The sequence below is a fragment of the Caballeronia hypogeia genome (assembly GCF_001544875.2).
Classification (GTDB): Bacteria; Pseudomonadota; Gammaproteobacteria; order Burkholderiales; family Burkholderiaceae; genus Caballeronia; species Caballeronia hypogeia.
Genome location: NZ_FCOA02000003.1, coordinates 291428 through 306791, shown reverse-complemented (window position 1 = coordinate 306791; position 15364 = coordinate 291428). Strand labels below are relative to the sequence as shown.

At 64.5% G+C, this 15364-nt stretch carries 20 protein-coding genes and 1 tRNA gene; 10 read left to right on the top strand and 11 right to left on the bottom strand.

All coding sequences use genetic code 11. The features are described 5' to 3' along the window. Positions 1–323: 323 nt before the first annotated feature. On the top strand, positions 324–662 hold the full coding sequence (locus tag AWB79_RS07480) for a BON domain-containing protein (protein WP_061166756.1): 339 nt from the start codon (positions 324–326) through the stop codon (positions 660–662). Between the two features lie 306 nt (positions 663–968). Then, positions 969–1190: a hypothetical protein gene (locus tag AWB79_RS07475; RefSeq protein ID WP_061166755.1), complete on the top strand. Its 222-nt coding sequence runs from the start codon at positions 969–971 to the stop codon at positions 1188–1190. Positions 1191–1308: 118 nt separating this feature from the next. Here AWB79_RS07475 and AWB79_RS07470 read toward each other — a convergent pair whose 3' ends face one another. Then, complete coding sequence (locus AWB79_RS07470; protein WP_061166754.1) at positions 1309–1761, bottom strand: PA2169 family four-helix-bundle protein; 453 nt, start codon at positions 1759–1761, stop codon at positions 1309–1311. A gap of 159 nt (positions 1762–1920) precedes the next feature. Between AWB79_RS07470 and AWB79_RS07465 the strand changes: the two genes are divergently transcribed. Further along, positions 1921–2214 carry a hypothetical protein gene (locus AWB79_RS07465; protein WP_061166753.1) on the top strand — a complete coding sequence of 98 codons (294 nt, stop codon included), beginning with the start codon at positions 1921–1923 and terminating at the stop codon, positions 2212–2214. Between the two features lie 45 nt (positions 2215–2259). Here AWB79_RS07465 and AWB79_RS07460 read toward each other — a convergent pair whose 3' ends face one another. The 6 genes from AWB79_RS07460 to AWB79_RS07435 all read right to left on the bottom strand — a co-directional run bounded on the left by AWB79_RS07460 (position 2260) and on the right by AWB79_RS07435 (position 6499). Beyond that, positions 2260–2832 carry a glycine zipper domain-containing protein gene (locus AWB79_RS07460; protein WP_061166752.1) on the bottom strand — a complete coding sequence of 191 codons (573 nt, stop codon included), beginning with the start codon at positions 2830–2832 and terminating at the stop codon, positions 2260–2262. A gap of 69 nt (positions 2833–2901) precedes the next feature. Continuing rightward, positions 2902–3189: a DUF1488 family protein gene (locus AWB79_RS07455; RefSeq protein WP_061167011.1), complete on the bottom strand. Its 288-nt coding sequence runs from the start codon at positions 3187–3189 to the stop codon at positions 2902–2904. An 83-nt stretch (positions 3190–3272) separates the two neighbouring features. Then, the gene (locus AWB79_RS07450) at positions 3273–3839 is read right to left on the bottom strand and encodes a DUF4142 domain-containing protein (protein WP_061167010.1); all 567 of its coding nucleotides are present in this window, start codon (positions 3837–3839) and stop codon (positions 3273–3275) included. A gap of 23 nt (positions 3840–3862) precedes the next feature. Then, positions 3863–4414, bottom strand: coding sequence for a type 1 glutamine amidotransferase domain-containing protein (locus tag AWB79_RS07445; RefSeq protein ID WP_061166751.1), 552 nt, complete (start codon positions 4412–4414; stop codon positions 3863–3865). 104 nt (positions 4415–4518) lie between these two features. Next, positions 4519–5886 carry an MFS transporter gene (locus AWB79_RS07440; protein WP_061166750.1) on the bottom strand — a complete coding sequence of 456 codons (1368 nt, stop codon included), beginning with the start codon at positions 5884–5886 and terminating at the stop codon, positions 4519–4521. Positions 5887–5995: 109 nt separating this feature from the next. Further along, the gene (locus tag AWB79_RS07435; RefSeq protein ID WP_061166749.1) at positions 5996–6499 is read right to left on the bottom strand and encodes a YbhB/YbcL family Raf kinase inhibitor-like protein; all 504 of its coding nucleotides are present in this window, start codon (positions 6497–6499) and stop codon (positions 5996–5998) included. Positions 6500–6796: 297 nt separating this feature from the next. Here AWB79_RS07435 and AWB79_RS07430 point away from each other — a divergent pair, with 297 nt between their 5' ends. Then, on the top strand, positions 6797–8275 hold the full coding sequence (locus AWB79_RS07430; RefSeq protein WP_082862300.1) for a sensor domain-containing diguanylate cyclase: 1479 nt from the start codon (positions 6797–6799) through the stop codon (positions 8273–8275). Between the two features lie 10 nt (positions 8276–8285). Here AWB79_RS07430 and AWB79_RS07425 read toward each other — a convergent pair whose 3' ends face one another. After that, on the bottom strand, positions 8286–8687 hold the full coding sequence (locus AWB79_RS07425; RefSeq protein WP_061167008.1) for a hypothetical protein: 402 nt from the start codon (positions 8685–8687) through the stop codon (positions 8286–8288). Positions 8688–8817: 130 nt separating this feature from the next. Here AWB79_RS07425 and AWB79_RS07420 point away from each other — a divergent pair, with 130 nt between their 5' ends. After that, positions 8818–9498, top strand: a complete 681-nt coding sequence (locus AWB79_RS07420) for a TetR/AcrR family transcriptional regulator (RefSeq protein WP_061166748.1) — start codon at positions 8818–8820, stop codon at positions 9496–9498. 73 nt (positions 9499–9571) lie between these two features. On the opposite strand, the gene AWB79_RS07415 is transcribed toward AWB79_RS07420, so the two are convergent. Continuing rightward, positions 9572–10429, bottom strand: a complete 858-nt coding sequence (locus AWB79_RS07415; RefSeq protein WP_061166747.1) for a shikimate dehydrogenase — start codon at positions 10427–10429, stop codon at positions 9572–9574. Positions 10430–10698: 269 nt separating this feature from the next. Here AWB79_RS07415 and AWB79_RS07410 point away from each other — a divergent pair, with 269 nt between their 5' ends. Both AWB79_RS07410 and AWB79_RS39365 read left to right on the top strand, forming a co-directional pair. Next, positions 10699–12588, top strand: a complete 1890-nt coding sequence (locus tag AWB79_RS07410; RefSeq protein WP_061167007.1) for a bifunctional sugar phosphate isomerase/epimerase/4-hydroxyphenylpyruvate dioxygenase family protein — start codon at positions 10699–10701, stop codon at positions 12586–12588. A 60-nt stretch (positions 12589–12648) separates the two neighbouring features. Beyond that, on the top strand, positions 12649–12813 hold the full coding sequence (locus AWB79_RS39365) for a hypothetical protein (protein WP_157695709.1): 165 nt from the start codon (positions 12649–12651) through the stop codon (positions 12811–12813). Between the two features lie 16 nt (positions 12814–12829). On the opposite strand, the gene AWB79_RS07405 is transcribed toward AWB79_RS39365, so the two are convergent. Next, positions 12830–13147: a hypothetical protein gene (locus AWB79_RS07405; RefSeq protein ID WP_061166746.1), complete on the bottom strand. Its 318-nt coding sequence runs from the start codon at positions 13145–13147 to the stop codon at positions 12830–12832. A 172-nt stretch (positions 13148–13319) separates the two neighbouring features. Between AWB79_RS07405 and AWB79_RS07400 the strand changes: the two genes are divergently transcribed. The 3 genes from AWB79_RS07400 to AWB79_RS07390 all read left to right on the top strand — a co-directional run bounded on the left by AWB79_RS07400 (position 13320) and on the right by AWB79_RS07390 (position 15054). Then, positions 13320–13394: transfer RNA gene (locus AWB79_RS07400), tRNA-Arg, on the top strand. A 131-nt stretch (positions 13395–13525) separates the two neighbouring features. Beyond that, the gene (locus AWB79_RS07395; RefSeq protein WP_061166745.1) at positions 13526–14323 is read left to right on the top strand and encodes a bestrophin-like domain; all 798 of its coding nucleotides are present in this window, start codon (positions 13526–13528) and stop codon (positions 14321–14323) included. Continuing rightward, entirely contained in the window at positions 14323–15054 is a 732-nt protein-coding gene (locus tag AWB79_RS07390) for a class I SAM-dependent methyltransferase (protein ID WP_061166744.1), read from the top strand. Before AWB79_RS07395 ends, AWB79_RS07390 begins: the two co-directional genes overlap by 1 nt. Positions 15055–15095: 41 nt before the next feature. Here the strand turns inward: AWB79_RS07390 and AWB79_RS07385 are convergent, their stop codons facing one another. Further along, a complete protein-coding gene (locus AWB79_RS07385) occupies positions 15096–15278 on the bottom strand; it encodes a rubredoxin (protein WP_061166743.1) in 183 nt (60 codons plus the stop codon). Positions 15279–15364 lie beyond the last annotated feature (86 nt).

The following is a 15364-nucleotide window of genomic DNA, read 5'->3' as shown; positions in this document are numbered from 1 at the left end:
CGCTGGCCTCTTTTACGCAGTTTTTACACGCGCTCAGACAAAAGCGCCGCGCGTTTCGCGGGACGTTCCCGCCGCGCGGGGAGTGCGTGCCGACGGCTGCTCGGAGTAACGTCGAAGATTTGTCTGGAAGCGCACGAACGCGTTTCACGCGGCGCGCGGAAAGCGAGCGGATCGCCATGACGAGCGGGGCGGCACGCAAGTTGCGGGTGGGAAGGGACGTTTCGCGTGCTACGGCGCGAACGTGACAAAGAGCCGCCTCGCACATGGGAACAGTCGCTACGCGGGGCGTGCAAGACCAGAATCGAAAAAATGGGAGTATTGCCATGAAGACGACTCAAATCCTGAAGGCAGCCGGTGGCATCGCATGTGTCGTGTTCGCGCTGAACGTTGGCGCACAAACCACGGCGGCGTCTTCGACAAAGGCCGACACGTCGATGGGCCAGAAGGTCGATGACAGCGCGATCACCACCAAGGTCAAGGCCGAGCTGCTCGGCGCGAAGAACGTGAAGTCCACGCATATCCACGTGAAGACGCGCGCGGGCGTTGTTTCGCTGACCGGCTCGGTGCCGTCGGCCGAAGACAAGACCGCCGCGGAAGATGTCGTCTCGAACGTCTCGGGTGTTGCTTCCGTGAAGAACCATCTTAAAATTGCCGCGAAGTAATGGCATAGTGCGTATGCCCGGCCTCGCTTCGGCGGGCCGCGGTTGAGAATCGGCAGGTCCGGACCCGCGTTAGGTTCGACGAGGCGCCCAGGGCGCTGAGTCGGGCACAGCGCGGGTTCGCGCATGAGGGCATTGCTGCCTCGCCTGCTTCAGTCGCATCATCAAGTCGCATCGTTAAAGTCGCTTCACTCGCAGCACTTCGAAACTCAAATAGCGAGTACGACCGTTCAGGACGTTACTTACACAGGCGGCTCGCGAACGTGCAATAGCCCGGCGTTTCAGAGTCCCGGACAAAAGGAGCTCTTCATGAAGACGAAAAAGATGGCATTGATCGGCGCGCTCGCGCTGGCATTCTCGACGACGGCGTTCGCGCAGGCAGCCTCCGACGCAGCCGCCAGCGGCGCGCAGGCGACGAAGCAGAAGGGCACCTATCTGCACCAGCAGAACAAGGCGCACAAGCAGAAGGGCGCATCCGCTGCCGCTGCTGCTTCGGCGCTGGGCACCAACGACAAGGGCCAGCCGCAATAAGGGTTAGCCGCATAAGCCCTGTAGCGCGTCGCTACGCGCTTGACGAACGAACGGCCGCATTGCGCGGCCGTTCGCTTTTGGCGGCCTCCGCACACGCGGGGCCGCCTGCTTCATCGAATCAGGACTTCGCGGCTGCGTACTGGTCGCGCAGATCGCGAATACGGTCGTGATTCTCGAGCACGCCCTGATATTGGCGTTCGACGATCGCGCGGACATCGGCGGGCAGTTCCTTGTCGAGCGCCTGGCGATAGTTCTTCTTCGCCGCGTCCTCGCCGCGCTCGCATTCGGCGAGAATCGCGTGATCGCTGTGACCGGTCATGGCCGACTTCACATCGACCCAGCCGCGATGCAGCGCGCCCGTCATCGAGCCGCCGGTTTCCGGCTTGCCGCCGAGATGTGTAACCGCGTCCTGCAATTCGCGCGCGCCTTCAGCGCACTTCTGCGCGCGGTTCTGAAACAGCAGCTTGAGGCTCGGATCGCGCGTGTCCTCGGCCGCCTTCAGAAAACCCTTTTCACCGTCCTTCGAGGTTTCGACGAGATCGTTGAGTACCGATACGACATTCGTGCTCATGTAACACCTCCTTTTCGTTTCGACATTGCCACTGCGTAGCTGCGGGATTGCGGCTCGCGATTCATTGCGCACGAGGCGTGCCCGCAACCCGACCGCACGGCATGTGTCTTGCTGTCAAACACGGCACTACACAGCGCGTGTCCGACACGAGATGCGCGCATGACGACGGCAACAGGAGAGAACAGCGTGAAATTCTTCAATCAGCTCGCGAATCGCGAGTTTCTGATATTCGTGGCGATCGTCGCCTCGGCGGTTACCTTGCATGTGCGCCAGCGCGTTTCCACCGATCAACCGGCGGCGTCATCGGGCGCGAACAATGGGCGCATCTGCGAATCGCCCGTCGCCAGCGCAACGAAGGCGGAGCTGCTGCCCGCCAGTTTGCCCGCCGCTCTTCCCGCCGATTGCATGCGCGCCACCACGCGCCAGGCCCGCGATCACGCGCTCTGGGTCTGAAACGCAGAGCGCCCGCGTGCGCGGGCGTTCTTCATCGGCGGAAGTTCACACGCGCGATTGCGCGAACTCGTTCACAGGATGCGGCGGCTGCAGCGGGTCGAAATCGCTCCAGCGGCCCTGTTTCCAACGGCCCGAAGCGCGCTCGATATCCATGCCGCCAGCCTCGCGCAATATCGTCGCCGCCTGATCCTGCGAATCGGCCGATACATGCACGGCCACCAGCAAGCCCGCGTGGCGCATCGGCTCCTCGGCCTGGGTGGCGACGCGCGGTTTCTTCGTATGCGACATCGCGCCGATCAGCGAACCCACATAAGCGCCGACGCCCGCCGCGATCACCGAAACGAGCAACGGTGCGTGAAATACCGCGAACACGGCCGCGCCCACCACTGCGCCCGCGACCGCTCCGATCGTCACGCCCTTGCCGGCTCCCTTGGGCGCACCGCTCGCGCCCGCGTCGGTGCCGACGTCGCCGCCGACCGGATAGCGCGCGTGCTGGCCGCTCGGATTGACGAAGAACAGTGTCACGTCTTCTTCCACGAAGCCGCGCGCGAAGAGCCGCTGGGCTGCCGATTCCGCGGCGGGAAAGGTCTGGAATCGGCCCGCAATGATCAGGGACATGTTTCCTCCTTGTTGGCGTTGGGTTGAACCGGTTCGTCGATCGCGGCGTGCGCGTCCGTCAGCGCGCGCTCACTCCGGCTCCATGCCGGCGACGCGAAACAATCCGCTTCTCAGCACGACCGCGCGGCCGCCGTTCTCGTCGAGCGCTTCGGCGCATACCGCGCGAATGCGCGCCGTGCCGTGCGCGAACGCAACGAGCAAGTCGTCCTCCCGCGACGACTTCGCGCCGAAATGGTCTTCCAGCGCTTCGGCCGTGATCGAGCAAACGACCGGCTCGCTGTCGACGAGAGCGGAAAAGTGGACGGCGAGATCGTCGCCGTCGTAGACAGGGGCTGCGTCTGCGAACGTGATGTGCATAGTCGAGTCCTCATAGGCGGGACGGGCATCGGGGCGCGCATGGGCACGAGGAATGGCGGCGCGCACGGCGAGATTCGTGTGGCTCATGGTGCGGCCTTCGTTTTCGCGAGTTGCTGGGCCATCGCATAGTGGTGGCTGATGACCGGCAAGGCCTTGGTCGCCGCCGCCTTCAGCGCAGTGTCCTTGCCGCTCTCGCTTTCGTTCCTGAACAACTCGACCGCCTTCTGATGCCCGTCGACGGCTACCTTTTCAATATAGGCCTTGTCGAATTCGGCGCCCTGAAGATTTTGCAGGTTGCCGATCAAGGCGGAGTCGGCGGCGGCCGGCGCGGTGATGCCGTGGCGCTTCGCGAGCACGTCGAGATTGCGCGCGAGCTTGGTGTGATCGACGATCATTCGCTGTGCGAATTCCCGCACCTGGTGGTCGCTTGCGTGCGTGAGCGCGAGCTTGCTCGCGGCGATTTCCGTCGCGCCCGCGGCGCTCGCGTCCTGCAGGAACTGCTGGTCGGCCGGAGAGAGCTTTTCGGCTTGCGCGGCGCTTTTGCTCGCCGGTGTGTCGTCGGCATGAGCGGAAGGGAACGCCGCGAGCGCGCAGACGGCGCCGAGTGTCAGCGCGAACGCGCACAAGTGTGACGCTGAGGAATTGATCATCGACAGGCTCCGTTGTCGCCGCTTCAAGCGGCGCGAGCGCGTCCGAGCGCCTCGATCAGCGCGCGGTTGAACGCGGGAATGTCGTCGGGCTTGCGGCTCGTGATCAGGTTGCCGTCGATCTGCACTTCCTGATCGACCCACGTGCCGCCGGCATTGCGCACGTCGTCCTGCAGGCTCGGCCAGCTCGTCATCGTGCGGCCCGCGACGATGCCCGCCGAGATCGGCAGCCAGCCGCCGTGGCAGATCACCGCAATGGGTTTCTTGGCGCGATCCGCCTCCTGCACGAAGCTCTGCGCCTTCGCGTCGAGACGGATCGCATCGCCATTGACGACGCCGCCCGGCAGCACGAGCGCATCGTAGTCGCCGGCGTTGGCGGCATCGAAGGTGACATCGACATTGACCTTGTCGCCCTTGTCGACGTGTTTGAAGCCCTGAATCTGCCCGGGCTTCTGCGACACCACATGCACCTGAGCGCCCGCCTCCGTGAGCGCACGTTGTGGCTCGACGAGTTCGGCCTGCTCGAAGCCGTCGACAGCGAGAATCGCGACCTTGAAGCCGTTGAGGGAAATGGCCATGAACACACTCCTTGTTGCTGATTTCGAACGTTCCGCGCGTGCGGAATCCATGCTCGAAGTTTCAGCAAAGGGTGTGCCCAGCGAACGGCCTGCGCAGGGACGAACTAGGCCGCCTCGACGCCGCGCTTGCCCGTCAGGCGCAGCATGCTGACCACGGCCGCAGCGGCCGCGAATGCCGCCGCCAGGGCCAGCGCGACCACGCCGCCTTGCTGCGGCGCGATGCCGAAGATCAGCGCGACGAGCGCCGCGCCCAGCGTCTGCCCGGTCAGCCGCGCGGTGCCGAGCATGCCGCTCGCGCCGCCGCTGCGATGACGCGGCGCGGAGGCCAGCATCTGACGATTATTCGGCGACTGGAACAGCCCGAAGCCGAGCCCGCAAACGGCCATGCGCCAGGAAATGTCGAAGGCGCCGGGATGCGCGCCGACTGTTGCGAGCAGCACGAGTCCGACGGTCAGTATCGCGAGGCCGATGCCGCCCAGCAAACCGGCCGGATAGCGGTCCGCGAGCACGCCGGAGATCGGCGCGACGAACACGATCACGAGCGGCCACGGCGTCATCAGGAAGCCGGTCTCGACCTGGCTCATGCCGAAATGGTCCTGCAGCAGGAACGGCAGCGAGACGAACGCCAGCATCTGCGCGCAGAACGAACACACTGAGGTGCCCACCGAGAGCGCGAACACCGGAATGCGCAACAGATCGACGGGCAGGAGCGGGGCGCTCTGGGTCAGTTGCCGCCGCACGAAGAAATAGCCGATGACTACCGTCGCGATGATCTCGCCGATCAGATACGGCCGATGCTCGCCGTGCCCGATGCCATCCACCGTGACGATCGCGATGCCGAAGAACAGCGCGTTCATGATCGCGCTGATGTAGTCGTAGGGCTGCCGATGCCCCGGCGTGCGCGGCATCGACTTCCAGCCGATGGCGAAGGCCGCGAGGCCGATCGGCACGTTGATTGCGAAGAGCCACGGCCACGGCGCGACAGCGAGCACGCCCGACGCGACCGTCGGCCCGATCACCGACGAGATGGCGACGACCGTCGCGTTGATGGAAATGCCGCGCCCGAGATGTTCGGGCGGATAGATGATGCGCACGAGCGCGGTGTTCACGCTCATGATGCCCGCCGCGCCGAAGCCCTGGACCACGCGCGCGATGGTGAGCGCGACAAGCGACCCCGACAGCGCGCACGCGAAGGACGACAGCGTGAAGAGCGCGAGGCCCGCCATATACACGCGCCGGTAGCCGATGCGATCGCCGAGCGAGGCGAGCGGCAGCAGCGAAATCGTGATGGTCAACTGGTAAGCGTTGACGACCCAGATGGAATCGGCAGGCGTTGCATTCAGATTGCGCGCGATGGTCGGCAGCGCGACGTTGGCGATGGCGCCGTCGAGCACGGCGAGCGTAATGCCGAGCGCGACGACGGCAATGGCCCAGTAGCGCTGGGGCAGCGGCAGACCTTGTTCGGAATCCATCGATGGGCGGGGAGTGGCGCGGCGCCTCTTATGAGGCGCCGTTGTCAAATGGCTTGTTCGGTCGGGCGGCGGCGCGCGGCTGTACGCCGCCGCGCCGGGAGCCAGCGTCTTATTTCAGTTCGTATAGACCGGTGTAGGTCGCCGAATCGATCTCGTTGAGATGGGTCATGAAGCGCGCGACCGCGTTGGTCGTGTTCACGTCGAGCGGCAGGCTTTCCGCGCCGAGTGCGTGAATGCGAAAGATATAGCGATGCGGCTTGTCGCCACGCGGCGGCGCCGCGCCGCCGAAGCCGACCGTGCCGTAGTCGTTGCGCAGTTGCAGCGCGCCTTGCGGCAAGAGGCTGCTGTCGGCCTTGCCGGCGTTGCGCGGCAGCGAGCGCACATCGGCCGGAATGTTGACGACGATCCAGTGCCAGAAGCCGCTGCCGGTGGGCGCGTCGGGATCGTAGACGGTGAGCGCGAGACTGCGCGTGTCGGCGGGCGGCGCTTCCCATTGCAGCGCCGGGGAGATGTTCTCGCCCGAGCCGCCGAAGGCCTGCTGGTCGAATTCCTGCGCGTGCGTCATGAAGCCGTTCGCGGGAAAGTCGTCGGACCAGATACGGAAATCAGCCATGAGAGTCGTGCCTCCTTCTTCTAGCGGGGTGAATGGATGCGGCCCGGCGCGCGGCAGCGGTTCCGCGCCTGCGTGACCCGGTCTCGTCGACGCGTGCAGCAAATGTGCCCGAGAGGCTTGCACGAGACAGGTTTTCTCGAGACGGAGCCAATCGAGTTTAGCATCCGCCCCCGATATGGCGCTCGTGGCCGAAACATCGGGCTCGGGGCGCGGAAATATCGCACGCTACAATAATGAGATGAATTCAGGTATCGATCGACGACTCACGATGAGCCGGCGCCAGCCGAAAGGATGACCATGCCAAACGACCCGCGCCGCGTTGCCGCCCAGTTCATGCCGGCGAGCGCGCCCACGGACGATGCCGACATGTTCGAACTCGCACCCGTGTCCCTCTGGCTCGAGGATTTCAGCGCCGTGCGCGAGCAGTTCGAGCGCTGGCGCGCGGCCGGCGTGACCGACCTGCGCGCCTACCTCGGCGAGAATCCGGCGCAGATCGCCGAATGCTCGTCGCGGATTCGTGTGGTGAAGGTCAACGAGCGCACCTTGTCTTTGTTTCGCGCGAAGGACGTCGATCATCTCGTGCACAACCTGGGTCGCGTGTTTCGCGACGACATGCTGACCACGCACGTCGACGAACTCGAGCAGTTGTGGTCCGGCAAGTCGCGCTTCGTGAGCCAGACGGTCAACTACACGCTCGACGGACGGCGTCTCGACGTGCTGCTCAAGGCCGTCATCCTGCCGGGACACGAAGAGACCTGGAGCCGCGTGCTCGTCACGATCGAGGACATCACCGAACTGGAGGCGATGCGGCGCACCGCCGCCGCGAGCGAGCTCTACGCGCGCGGGCTGTTCGAGCATTCGCCGGTGTCGCTGTGGGTGGAAGACTTCAGCTCCGTGAAGTCGCTGCTCGATGATGTGCGCGAGCGCGGCATTGTCGACTTTCGCACATTCACGAACGTGCATCCCGAGTTCGTCGAGCGCTGCATGCAGGAAATCCACGTGCGCGACGTGAATCAGCACACGCTGCGCATGTTCGCCGCGCCCGACAAGGCAACGCTGCTTGCGCGCCTGCCCGATGTGTTCCGCGACGACATGCAGCAGCACTTCCAGGAGCAACTGATCGATCTGTGGGACGGCAAGCTGTTCCATCAGCGCGAGGTGCTCAACTATGCGTTAGACGGCAACGAGGTGCATGTCCATCTGCAATTCTCGGTGTTTCCGGGACACGAGGCGCGCTGGGATCTCGTGCTCGTCGCGCTGACGGACATCACCGCGCGCAAGAAGGCCGAAGCGTATCTGGAGTTTCTCGGCAAGCACGACGTGCTGACCAAGCTCAAGAACCGTTCGTTTTATATCGATGAGATCAACCGGCTGGAGCGCAAGGGACCGTTCCCGGTGACGGCGATCGCGGTCGACGTGAACGGCCTGAAAGCGGTCAACGACCAGCTCGGCCACGCCGCCGGCGACGCGCTCTTGCGCCGCGCGGGCGAAGTGCTCGGCAAGGCGGTGGAGAAGCCGTTTCAGGCGGCGAGAATCGGCGGCGACGAGTTCATGGTGCTGTTGCCCGGCATCGACGAGCGCGGCGCCGAAACCGTGATGGACAGCATCCGTCAGTTGCTCGAAGTGAATAATCAGTTTTATTCCGGCATGCCGCTTTCTTTCGCCATGGGCGCGGCGACCTCGCAGGACGGCGAGCGGCTCGAAGCGATGCTGCAACGCGCCGACGCCGTGATGTACGCCGAAAAGCGCGCGCACTACGACGACAAGAACGGCTGAGCGCTGCAGCTTATTGCTGTTGCGTCGTCACTTCGTCGATGCCGCGATTGAGCGCCGGGCACGCCTCGCCGATCTCCTTCTGATACTCGGCGGGATTGCTGGTCTTCAGCTTGGCGAAACGATCGACGGTCGGCTGCGCCTGTGCGAGACCGAGCTTCCATTCGCCTTCGAAGTCGGGCGCATCGGGATAGCTCGTGCGCACGACATCCTTGAAACGCGCGATCTTCGCGGCATCGATATGGCAGACGTCCGCCGCGCCGCGCGCGATGTTCGCGCTCGTCATGACGCCTTCGGCGGCCATCAGTTGCTTGGGAGGAGGATGTCCGGGCGGGACGGCCGTTTGCGCCGAAGCGCTCAGTGAACAGGCAGCGAGAAACAGGCCGGCGATGAGATTCGAAGATGTCTTGCGCATCGGTTTTTTCATTTGTCTGCGGGGTCGAAAAATTATAGGTGAAGCCCCGTGCGCCGAATGTCCGTTATGGCGAAGATGCGCCAATATCGCGTGCTAGAATCGATTTCCAATGCCGTTCTCAGACAGAAAAATGAAAAAAGGAAGCAAGGCCGCCAGTGCTGCGCCCTCGTCGACCACGGTGGAAGGGAGGCGCAAGTACGATCCGGAGGAGACCAAGCGGAACATTCTCGACATCGCCACGCAGGAGTTCTCGGCGATGGGCCTGACCGGCGCGCGCGTCGACGCCATCGCGGAGCGCACCAACACCACCAAGCGCATGCTGTACTACTACTTCGGCAGCAAGGAAGGGTTGTACGAAGCGGTGCTGGAGCAGGTCTATGGCGATATTCGCGCGCTCGAGCAGGAACTGCAGCTCGCGGAAATGGAGCCGGAAGAAGCATTGCGCGAGTTTGTCGGCTTCACGTTCGACTATCACGACAAGCATCGCGATTTCGTGCGGCTCGTGACCATCGAGAACATTCACGGCGCGAAGTACATCGAACAATCGAAGACCTTCAAGACGCGCAATTCAACGGTCGTGAAAACCATCGAGGAACTGATCGCGCGCGGCGTCGCGGCGGGCAAGTTTCGCGACGACGTCGATCCCATCGACCTGCACCTGATGATCAGCTCGTTCTGCTTTCATCGCGTCGGCAATCGTCATACATGGGGCGCGGCGTTCGGGCGCGATCCGTCGGGACCGCGTTCGCGGGCGCGTCATCGCGAGATGATCGTCGATGCGGTGCAGCGTTTCATGCGGCGCGACGACTGAGCTTTTCTCCCGCGCGGAATGCAAAAACGGCGACGCTCCAACGAGGTCGCCGTTTTAGTTTGCGTCGAGCCGCTTATCGTTCCAGCAGGCTCTGAAAATGCGCGAACATGCGCTCGGCATCCGGCTCGCGGCCGGTGAAGATGCGCAACGCATCGACCGCCTGACACACCGCCATGCCGCCGCCGCTCACCGTGCGGCAGCCGAGCGCCTTCGCCACTTTCAGCAGCTCCGTTTCGAGCGGGAAATAGACGATCTCGGCGACCCACAATTCCTTGTGCAGATACTCGGCCGGCAGCGGCAGGCCGGGCAGCTTCGCCATGCCGGTGGGCGTCGCGTGGATGAGGCCGCTCGCCTGCGCCAGCGTGTCGCGCAGATCGCCGCCGCTTTTCACGACGCGATCCGCGAAGCGTGCGCCGAGTTCGGCCGCGAGCGATGCCGCGCGCGCTTCGTCGGAGTCGAACAGCGTGAGTTCGCGCGCCCCCATGGCGAGCGCCGCATGCGCGACGGCCGCGCCCGCGCCGCCCGCTCCCAGTTGCACGACGCGCTCGAGCGGCGCGCCCGGCAGCCCGCGCTGGAACGCGCGCGCGAAGCCCGACCAGTCGGTGTTGTAGCCGACCCGCTTGCCGTCCTTCAGCACCACGGTGTTCACCGCGCCGAGCGCGCGTGCGTCCGGATCGAGGCCGTCGAGCAACGGGATCACGCTTTGCTTGCACGGATAGGTGATGTTCAGGCCGTCGTAACCCATGCGCTCGGCGGCATCCAGCAGATCGGGCAGGGCGGCGGGCTCGAGCTCCAGCGCCTGCAGATCGATACGCCGATACACATAGTTGAGCCCGAGATTCGCGCCTTCCTTTTCATGCATGGCGGGCGTGAGCGAGCCGCCGATGCCCGATCCGATCAGGCCGATGAGATACGAAGTCTTGTTGGTCATGCGTGCGCTCCGGCATGGATGAGCACTGCATGCTGCAGTGCGAAATTGAGTACGTCGCAGTGTGAACGCACGCGCGAGACTTGTCGGTTCGTGTTTTCACTAATTTGTACGGTCTAGTTAGTTTGTTATTATCTCGCACAATGACATGGATTGCGCGCTTGCGTCACTTCCGCCACGTCCGCCGCGCGGACGTTCTAAACTGGAAGACACCGCTCCGATCCATCCCCGCATCTCATTGATTGCAAGAGGAGGCAGCGATGCTGCGTTCAATCCGGACTTCCATCGCGACGGTGTCCATCAGCGGCACGCTGCCCGAGAAGCTGCAGGCCATCAAGGCGGCGGGTTTCGACGGCGTCGAGATCTTCGAAAACGATTTGCTGTATTTCGACGGCACGCCCGCCGACGTGCGCCGCATGTGCGCGGACCTGGGCCTCGAAATCTATCTGTTCCAGCCGTTCCGCGATTTCGACGGCGTGAGCCCCGAGCGGCTCGCGAAGAACGTCGAGCGCGCGAAGCGCAAGTTCGAGCTGATGCACGAGCTCGGCACGGACCGCATACTCGTGTGCAGCAGCGTGTCGCCGGACGTGATCCGCGACGACGCGCTGATCACCGATCAGCTCGGCGTGCTCGCGAACATCGCGCAGGAGGCGGGCGTGATCGTCGCGTACGAGGCGCTCGCGTGGGGCCGCTACGTGAATTCGTACAAGCACGCGTGGAAACTCGTCGATGCGGTGAATCATCCGAGCCTGGGGCTCGCGCTCGACACTTTCCATACGATGTCGATCAACGACAGCATCGAGGAGATCGCGTCGATTCCGGGCGATCGTATCGCGTTCGTGCAGATCGCCGACGCGCCGATTCTCGCGATGGACGTGCTCGAATGGAGCCGCCACTATCGATGCTTTCCGGGGCAGGGCGCATTCGACGTCGCGGGTTTCACCGCACGCGTGCTCGAAGCGGGTTACAAGGGCCCGCTGTCGCTCGAAATCTTCAACGACGGCTTTCGCGCCGCGCCGACCACGATCACCGCGGCGGACGGCTATCGCTCGCTGCGTTTCCTCGAAGAGCAGACTCGCGCATTGATGGGCGAGAACGCGCCGCCGGAGCTGTTCAATCCACCCGCGCCGCCGGAGCACATCGGCTTCCAGTTCCTCGAATTCGCCGTCGACGACAGCACGCGCGCGCATCTCGCGCAATGGCTCGGCAAGCTCGGCTTCAGGCTCGCGGGCAAGCATCGTTCGAAGGACGTCGCGCTGTACCGGCATGGCGCGGGCTCGATCGTGCTCAACGCCGAAGCGGATTCGTTCGCGAGCGCGTTCTTCATGAAGCACGGCCTGTCGCTGTGCGCGTCGGCATTTCATGTCGATGACGCGAAGCAGGCGTTCGAGCGCGCCGCGGCATACGGCTCCAAGCCGTTCTCGGGACGCATCGGTCCGAACGAGCGCGAGGTGCCCGGCGTGCAGTCGCCGGACGGCAGCCTCGACTATTTCGTCGACGAAGCGCCCGGCGGCCCGACGCTGTGGGAATCGGACTTCGTTCTCACCGACATCGACGGTCCGTACGAAGTCGGGCCGCTGTCGCGCATCGACCACGTGTGTCTCTCGCTGCCCGCCGATGCGCTCGACACCTGGGTGCTGTTCTTCCGCAGCGCGTTCGGCTTCGAGACCGAGGCGGCGGTGCTCGTGCCGGACCCTTATGGTCTCGTGCGCAGCCGCGCGGTGCGCAGTCGTGACGGCTCGGTGCGCATTGCGCTGAACGCGTCGGTGGATCGTTATACGGCGGTGTCGGAATCGCTTTCGACGTATCGCGGCTCGGGTCTGAATCACGTCGCGTTCAGCACGCCCGATATCTTCGACGCGATCCCGCGCCTCGAAGCCGATGGCGTCCGGTTCCTGCGCATTCCGGGCAATTACTACGACGATCTGGTCGCGCGCTTCGGCCTGCCGGACGATCTCATCGACACGATGCGCGAGCACAATATCCTCTACGATCGCGACGAGCGCGGCGGCGAGTTCTACCACGCGTACACGGAGCAGCTCGATCAGCGCTTTTTCCTCGAAGTGATCGAGCGGCGCGGCGGCTACGACGGTTACGGCGCGGCCAACGCGGCGGTGCGGCTCGCGGCGCATGCGCAGCAGCGCGCGCGGCGGGCGGCGTGAGGCGGCTCGAAGCGTGACCTAGAATCGATACATGGCGGCATTGCACGGCAGGAGGGCGCCATGTTCGATTTTTCCAGCATTTTCGTCGGGCTCGTGTGCCTCGCGACCATCATCCTCGTGCTGCTCGTGCACGACTGGCGCGACGAGTATCAAAAGCGCATGGCGGCGCGCGAGCACGCGCATCGGCATCCGTTGCACGAATGGTGGCGCAGGCATCGGCACTGAAGCGCGCCGGGGCGCTTCAGGCGCTCTTTGCCTCGATGTTTCCGCCCGCTGCGGCGGTGGGCGTGGGCGCAGCGGTATCGGGCCGGCGCGCGGCGGCTTCGAATTCATCGATATGCAAATACAACCGATGCACGGTCTGGATCTGCGTGTGCGAAAGGTGTGACTGACGCATGATGGCTGCGAGCCGTTCGCGCCAGTACGAGGGCGGCAGCAACGGACCGCCGAGATCGCACGACAACGAACGACGCAGCACCAGTTCGAGGTGCGTCAAATCCTGGTCTGCCAGCAACGCCGAAAACGCACCCTGCGGCTTGATATCGGGAAAAGGGGCCATTACTCCGATGGCGGCGCGCTTCGGCGGAACTTGATAGGTGAAAACCCGTAATTCGCGCGATTTCGGGAAGCCGCGACCGAATCGCTTATTTTGCGCGCCACAGCCAATGTGGCCGATAGCGTTTGCTATACTCTGCGCTCGCTCGCCGATGCTCTCGGCCGCGCGCGGTCCGCTCCCCGTAGTTCAATGGATAGAACGAGTGCCTCCTAAGCGCTAGATGCAGGTTCGATTCCTGCCGGGGGGACCACGAATCTCACGCGCCGTCCATCGCGGTCCCGGTCTTTTCCCGCCTGTTCTTCACTCTCCCGCATTGAACCGGAAGCGATTTCCCGTCGATAATGCGACCACCCCAGTGTCGCCGTCACGGCTCATGCTTTCATGACCGAAATCCAGTCCGCGGTGCTCGTCTTCGCTCTCCTGCTCGCCGCCACCGGCCTGGGCGCCATCGTGCGGCCTTTGCTGCCGGAGGAGCACAAGGCGCAGGAGACGGTGCAACTGATCCAGTTGCTCGTCGGTATGCTGGTCACGTTCGCGGCGCTCGTGCTCGGTCTGCTGACCGCATCGGCGAAAACCATGTTCGATACGACCAACAACGACATGCGCAGCTACGCGACCTCGCTGATCGAACTCGACCGCGCGATGCGCGACTACGGCGCCGAACTCGACGATGCCCGCCGTGTCCTGAAGTCTTATACCGCGGCGGCGATCGCCAGCACCTGGCCGCTCGAACCGCATCCGCCGGGCGACTATCCGGCCATCGAGCCGTTGAAGAAGAACGAGGATCTCGCGAGCCCCGAACTCGGCGCGATGCTGAGCCGCGCCCAGCACGCCGTGCGCATGCTGCAGCCGCAGGACGCCTATCATCACGTGCTCGCCACCGAGAGCGCCGCGCGCTTCGAACAGTTGCTCGCGCTGCGCTGGAAGCTGATCGAGGAATCGCACGGGTCGATTTCCTATCCGTTCGACCGGATTCTCGTCGGCTGGCTGCTCATCATCTTTCTGTGCTTCGGCCTGATCGCGCCGCGCAACGCGCTTTCCCTCGTGACGATCATGCTCGGCGCGCTGTCGATCGCCTCCGCCGTGCTCGTGATCCTCGATCTCGATACGCCGTTCACCGGCCCGATCATCGTCGGCAGCCAGCCGATGCGCGACGCGCTCGCGTATCAGAGCCGCTGATGCTCTATCACGACCCGCGCCTGGTCGCGCTCTACGACGCGCTCAATCCGTTCGCGCCGGACACGTCGTTCTACATCGCACTGGCGGATTCGGCGCGGCATGTGGTCGATCTCGGCTGCGGCACGGGCATGCTCGCGTGCGAACTCGCGCGGCGCGGGCATCGCGTGACGGGCATCGATCCGTCGCGGGAGATGTTGCGCGTGGCGCGTGCGCGTCCCGACGCTGACCGCGTGACCTGGGTAGAAGGCGATGCGCAGGCGCTGCCGTTCGTCGGTGCGGCGGATTTGCTACTGATGACGGGCCACGTCGCGCAAGTCTTTCCCGACGACGACGCGCTGCTCGCGACCTTGAAAGCCGCGCGTCGCGCGCTGCGGCGAGGTGGCGTGATCGCGTTCGAGAGCCGCAATCCGGCCGCCCGCGCGTGGGAGAACTGGACGCGCGAGCGTTCGACGCGGCGCATCGAAGCGCCCGACGGAACGATGGTCGAAGTTTGGCAGGAACGACATGCCGAGCCCGATCCGGGGACGTCCGGGCGTGTCGCGTTCACGACGCGCTATCGCTTTGCGGAGGGAGAGACGCTGGAGGCGGCGAGCGAATTACGCTTTCGCACGCGCGACGAGCTGACGCGCCTGCTGCACGCGGCGGGATTCGCGCAAATCGACTGGTACGGGGATTGGGATCGCGCGCCGGTGGCCGAAACGAGCCGCGAACTGATCGCGGTGGCGCGCTGAATCGCATGAAAGCCGCCGCGCGAGAGGGCGGCGGCCGCGCATCAGAACTCGACGACGACGAAATCGGCCTTGCCCACGTCGCACAGCGGGCAGCGCCAGTCGGCGGGAATGTCGTCGAAACGGGTGCCGGCGGCGATGCCTTCGTCCGGCAGGCCTTCTTCCTCGTTGTAGATCCAGCCGCAAATGAGGCAGACCCAGCTTTTGAATTCGATGACTTCGCTCACGACAGACTCTTGATTCGAAAGAAATAAACGGATCGCGAGGCGCGTGAGAGACGCGCGCCGCGGCGACCCGGCATCTTACAGTAATT

Bases quoted from the DNA above. Each gene is read 5' to 3' on its own strand.
- AWB79_RS07480 (WP_061166756.1), top strand. From the start codon at position 324: ATGAAGACGACTCAAATCCTGAAGGCAGCCGGTGGCATCGCATGTGTC.
- AWB79_RS07475 (WP_061166755.1), top strand. From the start codon at position 969: ATGAAGACGAAAAAGATGGCATTGATCGGCGCGCTCGCGCTGGCATTC.
- AWB79_RS07470 (WP_061166754.1), bottom strand. From the start codon at position 1,761: ATGAGCACGAATGTCGTATCGGTACTCAACGATCTCGTCGAAACCTCG.
- AWB79_RS07465 (WP_061166753.1), top strand. From the start codon at position 1,921: ATGACGACGGCAACAGGAGAGAACAGCGTGAAATTCTTCAATCAGCTC.
- AWB79_RS07460 (WP_061166752.1), bottom strand. From the start codon at position 2,832: ATGTCCCTGATCATTGCGGGCCGATTCCAGACCTTTCCCGCCGCGGAA.
- AWB79_RS07455 (WP_061167011.1), bottom strand. From the start codon at position 3,189: ATGCACATCACGTTCGCAGACGCAGCCCCTGTCTACGACGGCGACGAT.
- AWB79_RS07450 (WP_061167010.1), bottom strand. From the start codon at position 3,839: ATGATCAATTCCTCAGCGTCACACTTGTGCGCGTTCGCGCTGACACTC.
- AWB79_RS07445 (WP_061166751.1), bottom strand. From the start codon at position 4,414: ATGGCCATTTCCCTCAACGGCTTCAAGGTCGCGATTCTCGCTGTCGAC.
- AWB79_RS07440 (WP_061166750.1), bottom strand. From the start codon at position 5,886: ATGGATTCCGAACAAGGTCTGCCGCTGCCCCAGCGCTACTGGGCCATT.
- AWB79_RS07435 (WP_061166749.1), bottom strand. From the start codon at position 6,499: ATGGCTGATTTCCGTATCTGGTCCGACGACTTTCCCGCGAACGGCTTC.
- AWB79_RS07430 (WP_082862300.1), top strand. From the start codon at position 6,797: ATGCCAAACGACCCGCGCCGCGTTGCCGCCCAGTTCATGCCGGCGAGC.
- AWB79_RS07425 (WP_061167008.1), bottom strand. From the start codon at position 8,687: ATGCGCAAGACATCTTCGAATCTCATCGCCGGCCTGTTTCTCGCTGCC.
- AWB79_RS07420 (WP_061166748.1), top strand. From the start codon at position 8,818: ATGAAAAAAGGAAGCAAGGCCGCCAGTGCTGCGCCCTCGTCGACCACG.
- AWB79_RS07415 (WP_061166747.1), bottom strand. From the start codon at position 10,429: ATGACCAACAAGACTTCGTATCTCATCGGCCTGATCGGATCGGGCATC.
- AWB79_RS39365 (WP_157695709.1), top strand. From the start codon at position 12,649: ATGTTCGATTTTTCCAGCATTTTCGTCGGGCTCGTGTGCCTCGCGACC.
- AWB79_RS07405 (WP_061166746.1), bottom strand. From the start codon at position 13,147: ATGGCCCCTTTTCCCGATATCAAGCCGCAGGGTGCGTTTTCGGCGTTG.
- AWB79_RS07395 (WP_061166745.1), top strand. From the start codon at position 13,526: ATGACCGAAATCCAGTCCGCGGTGCTCGTCTTCGCTCTCCTGCTCGCC.
- AWB79_RS07390 (WP_061166744.1), top strand. From the start codon at position 14,323: ATGCTCTATCACGACCCGCGCCTGGTCGCGCTCTACGACGCGCTCAAT.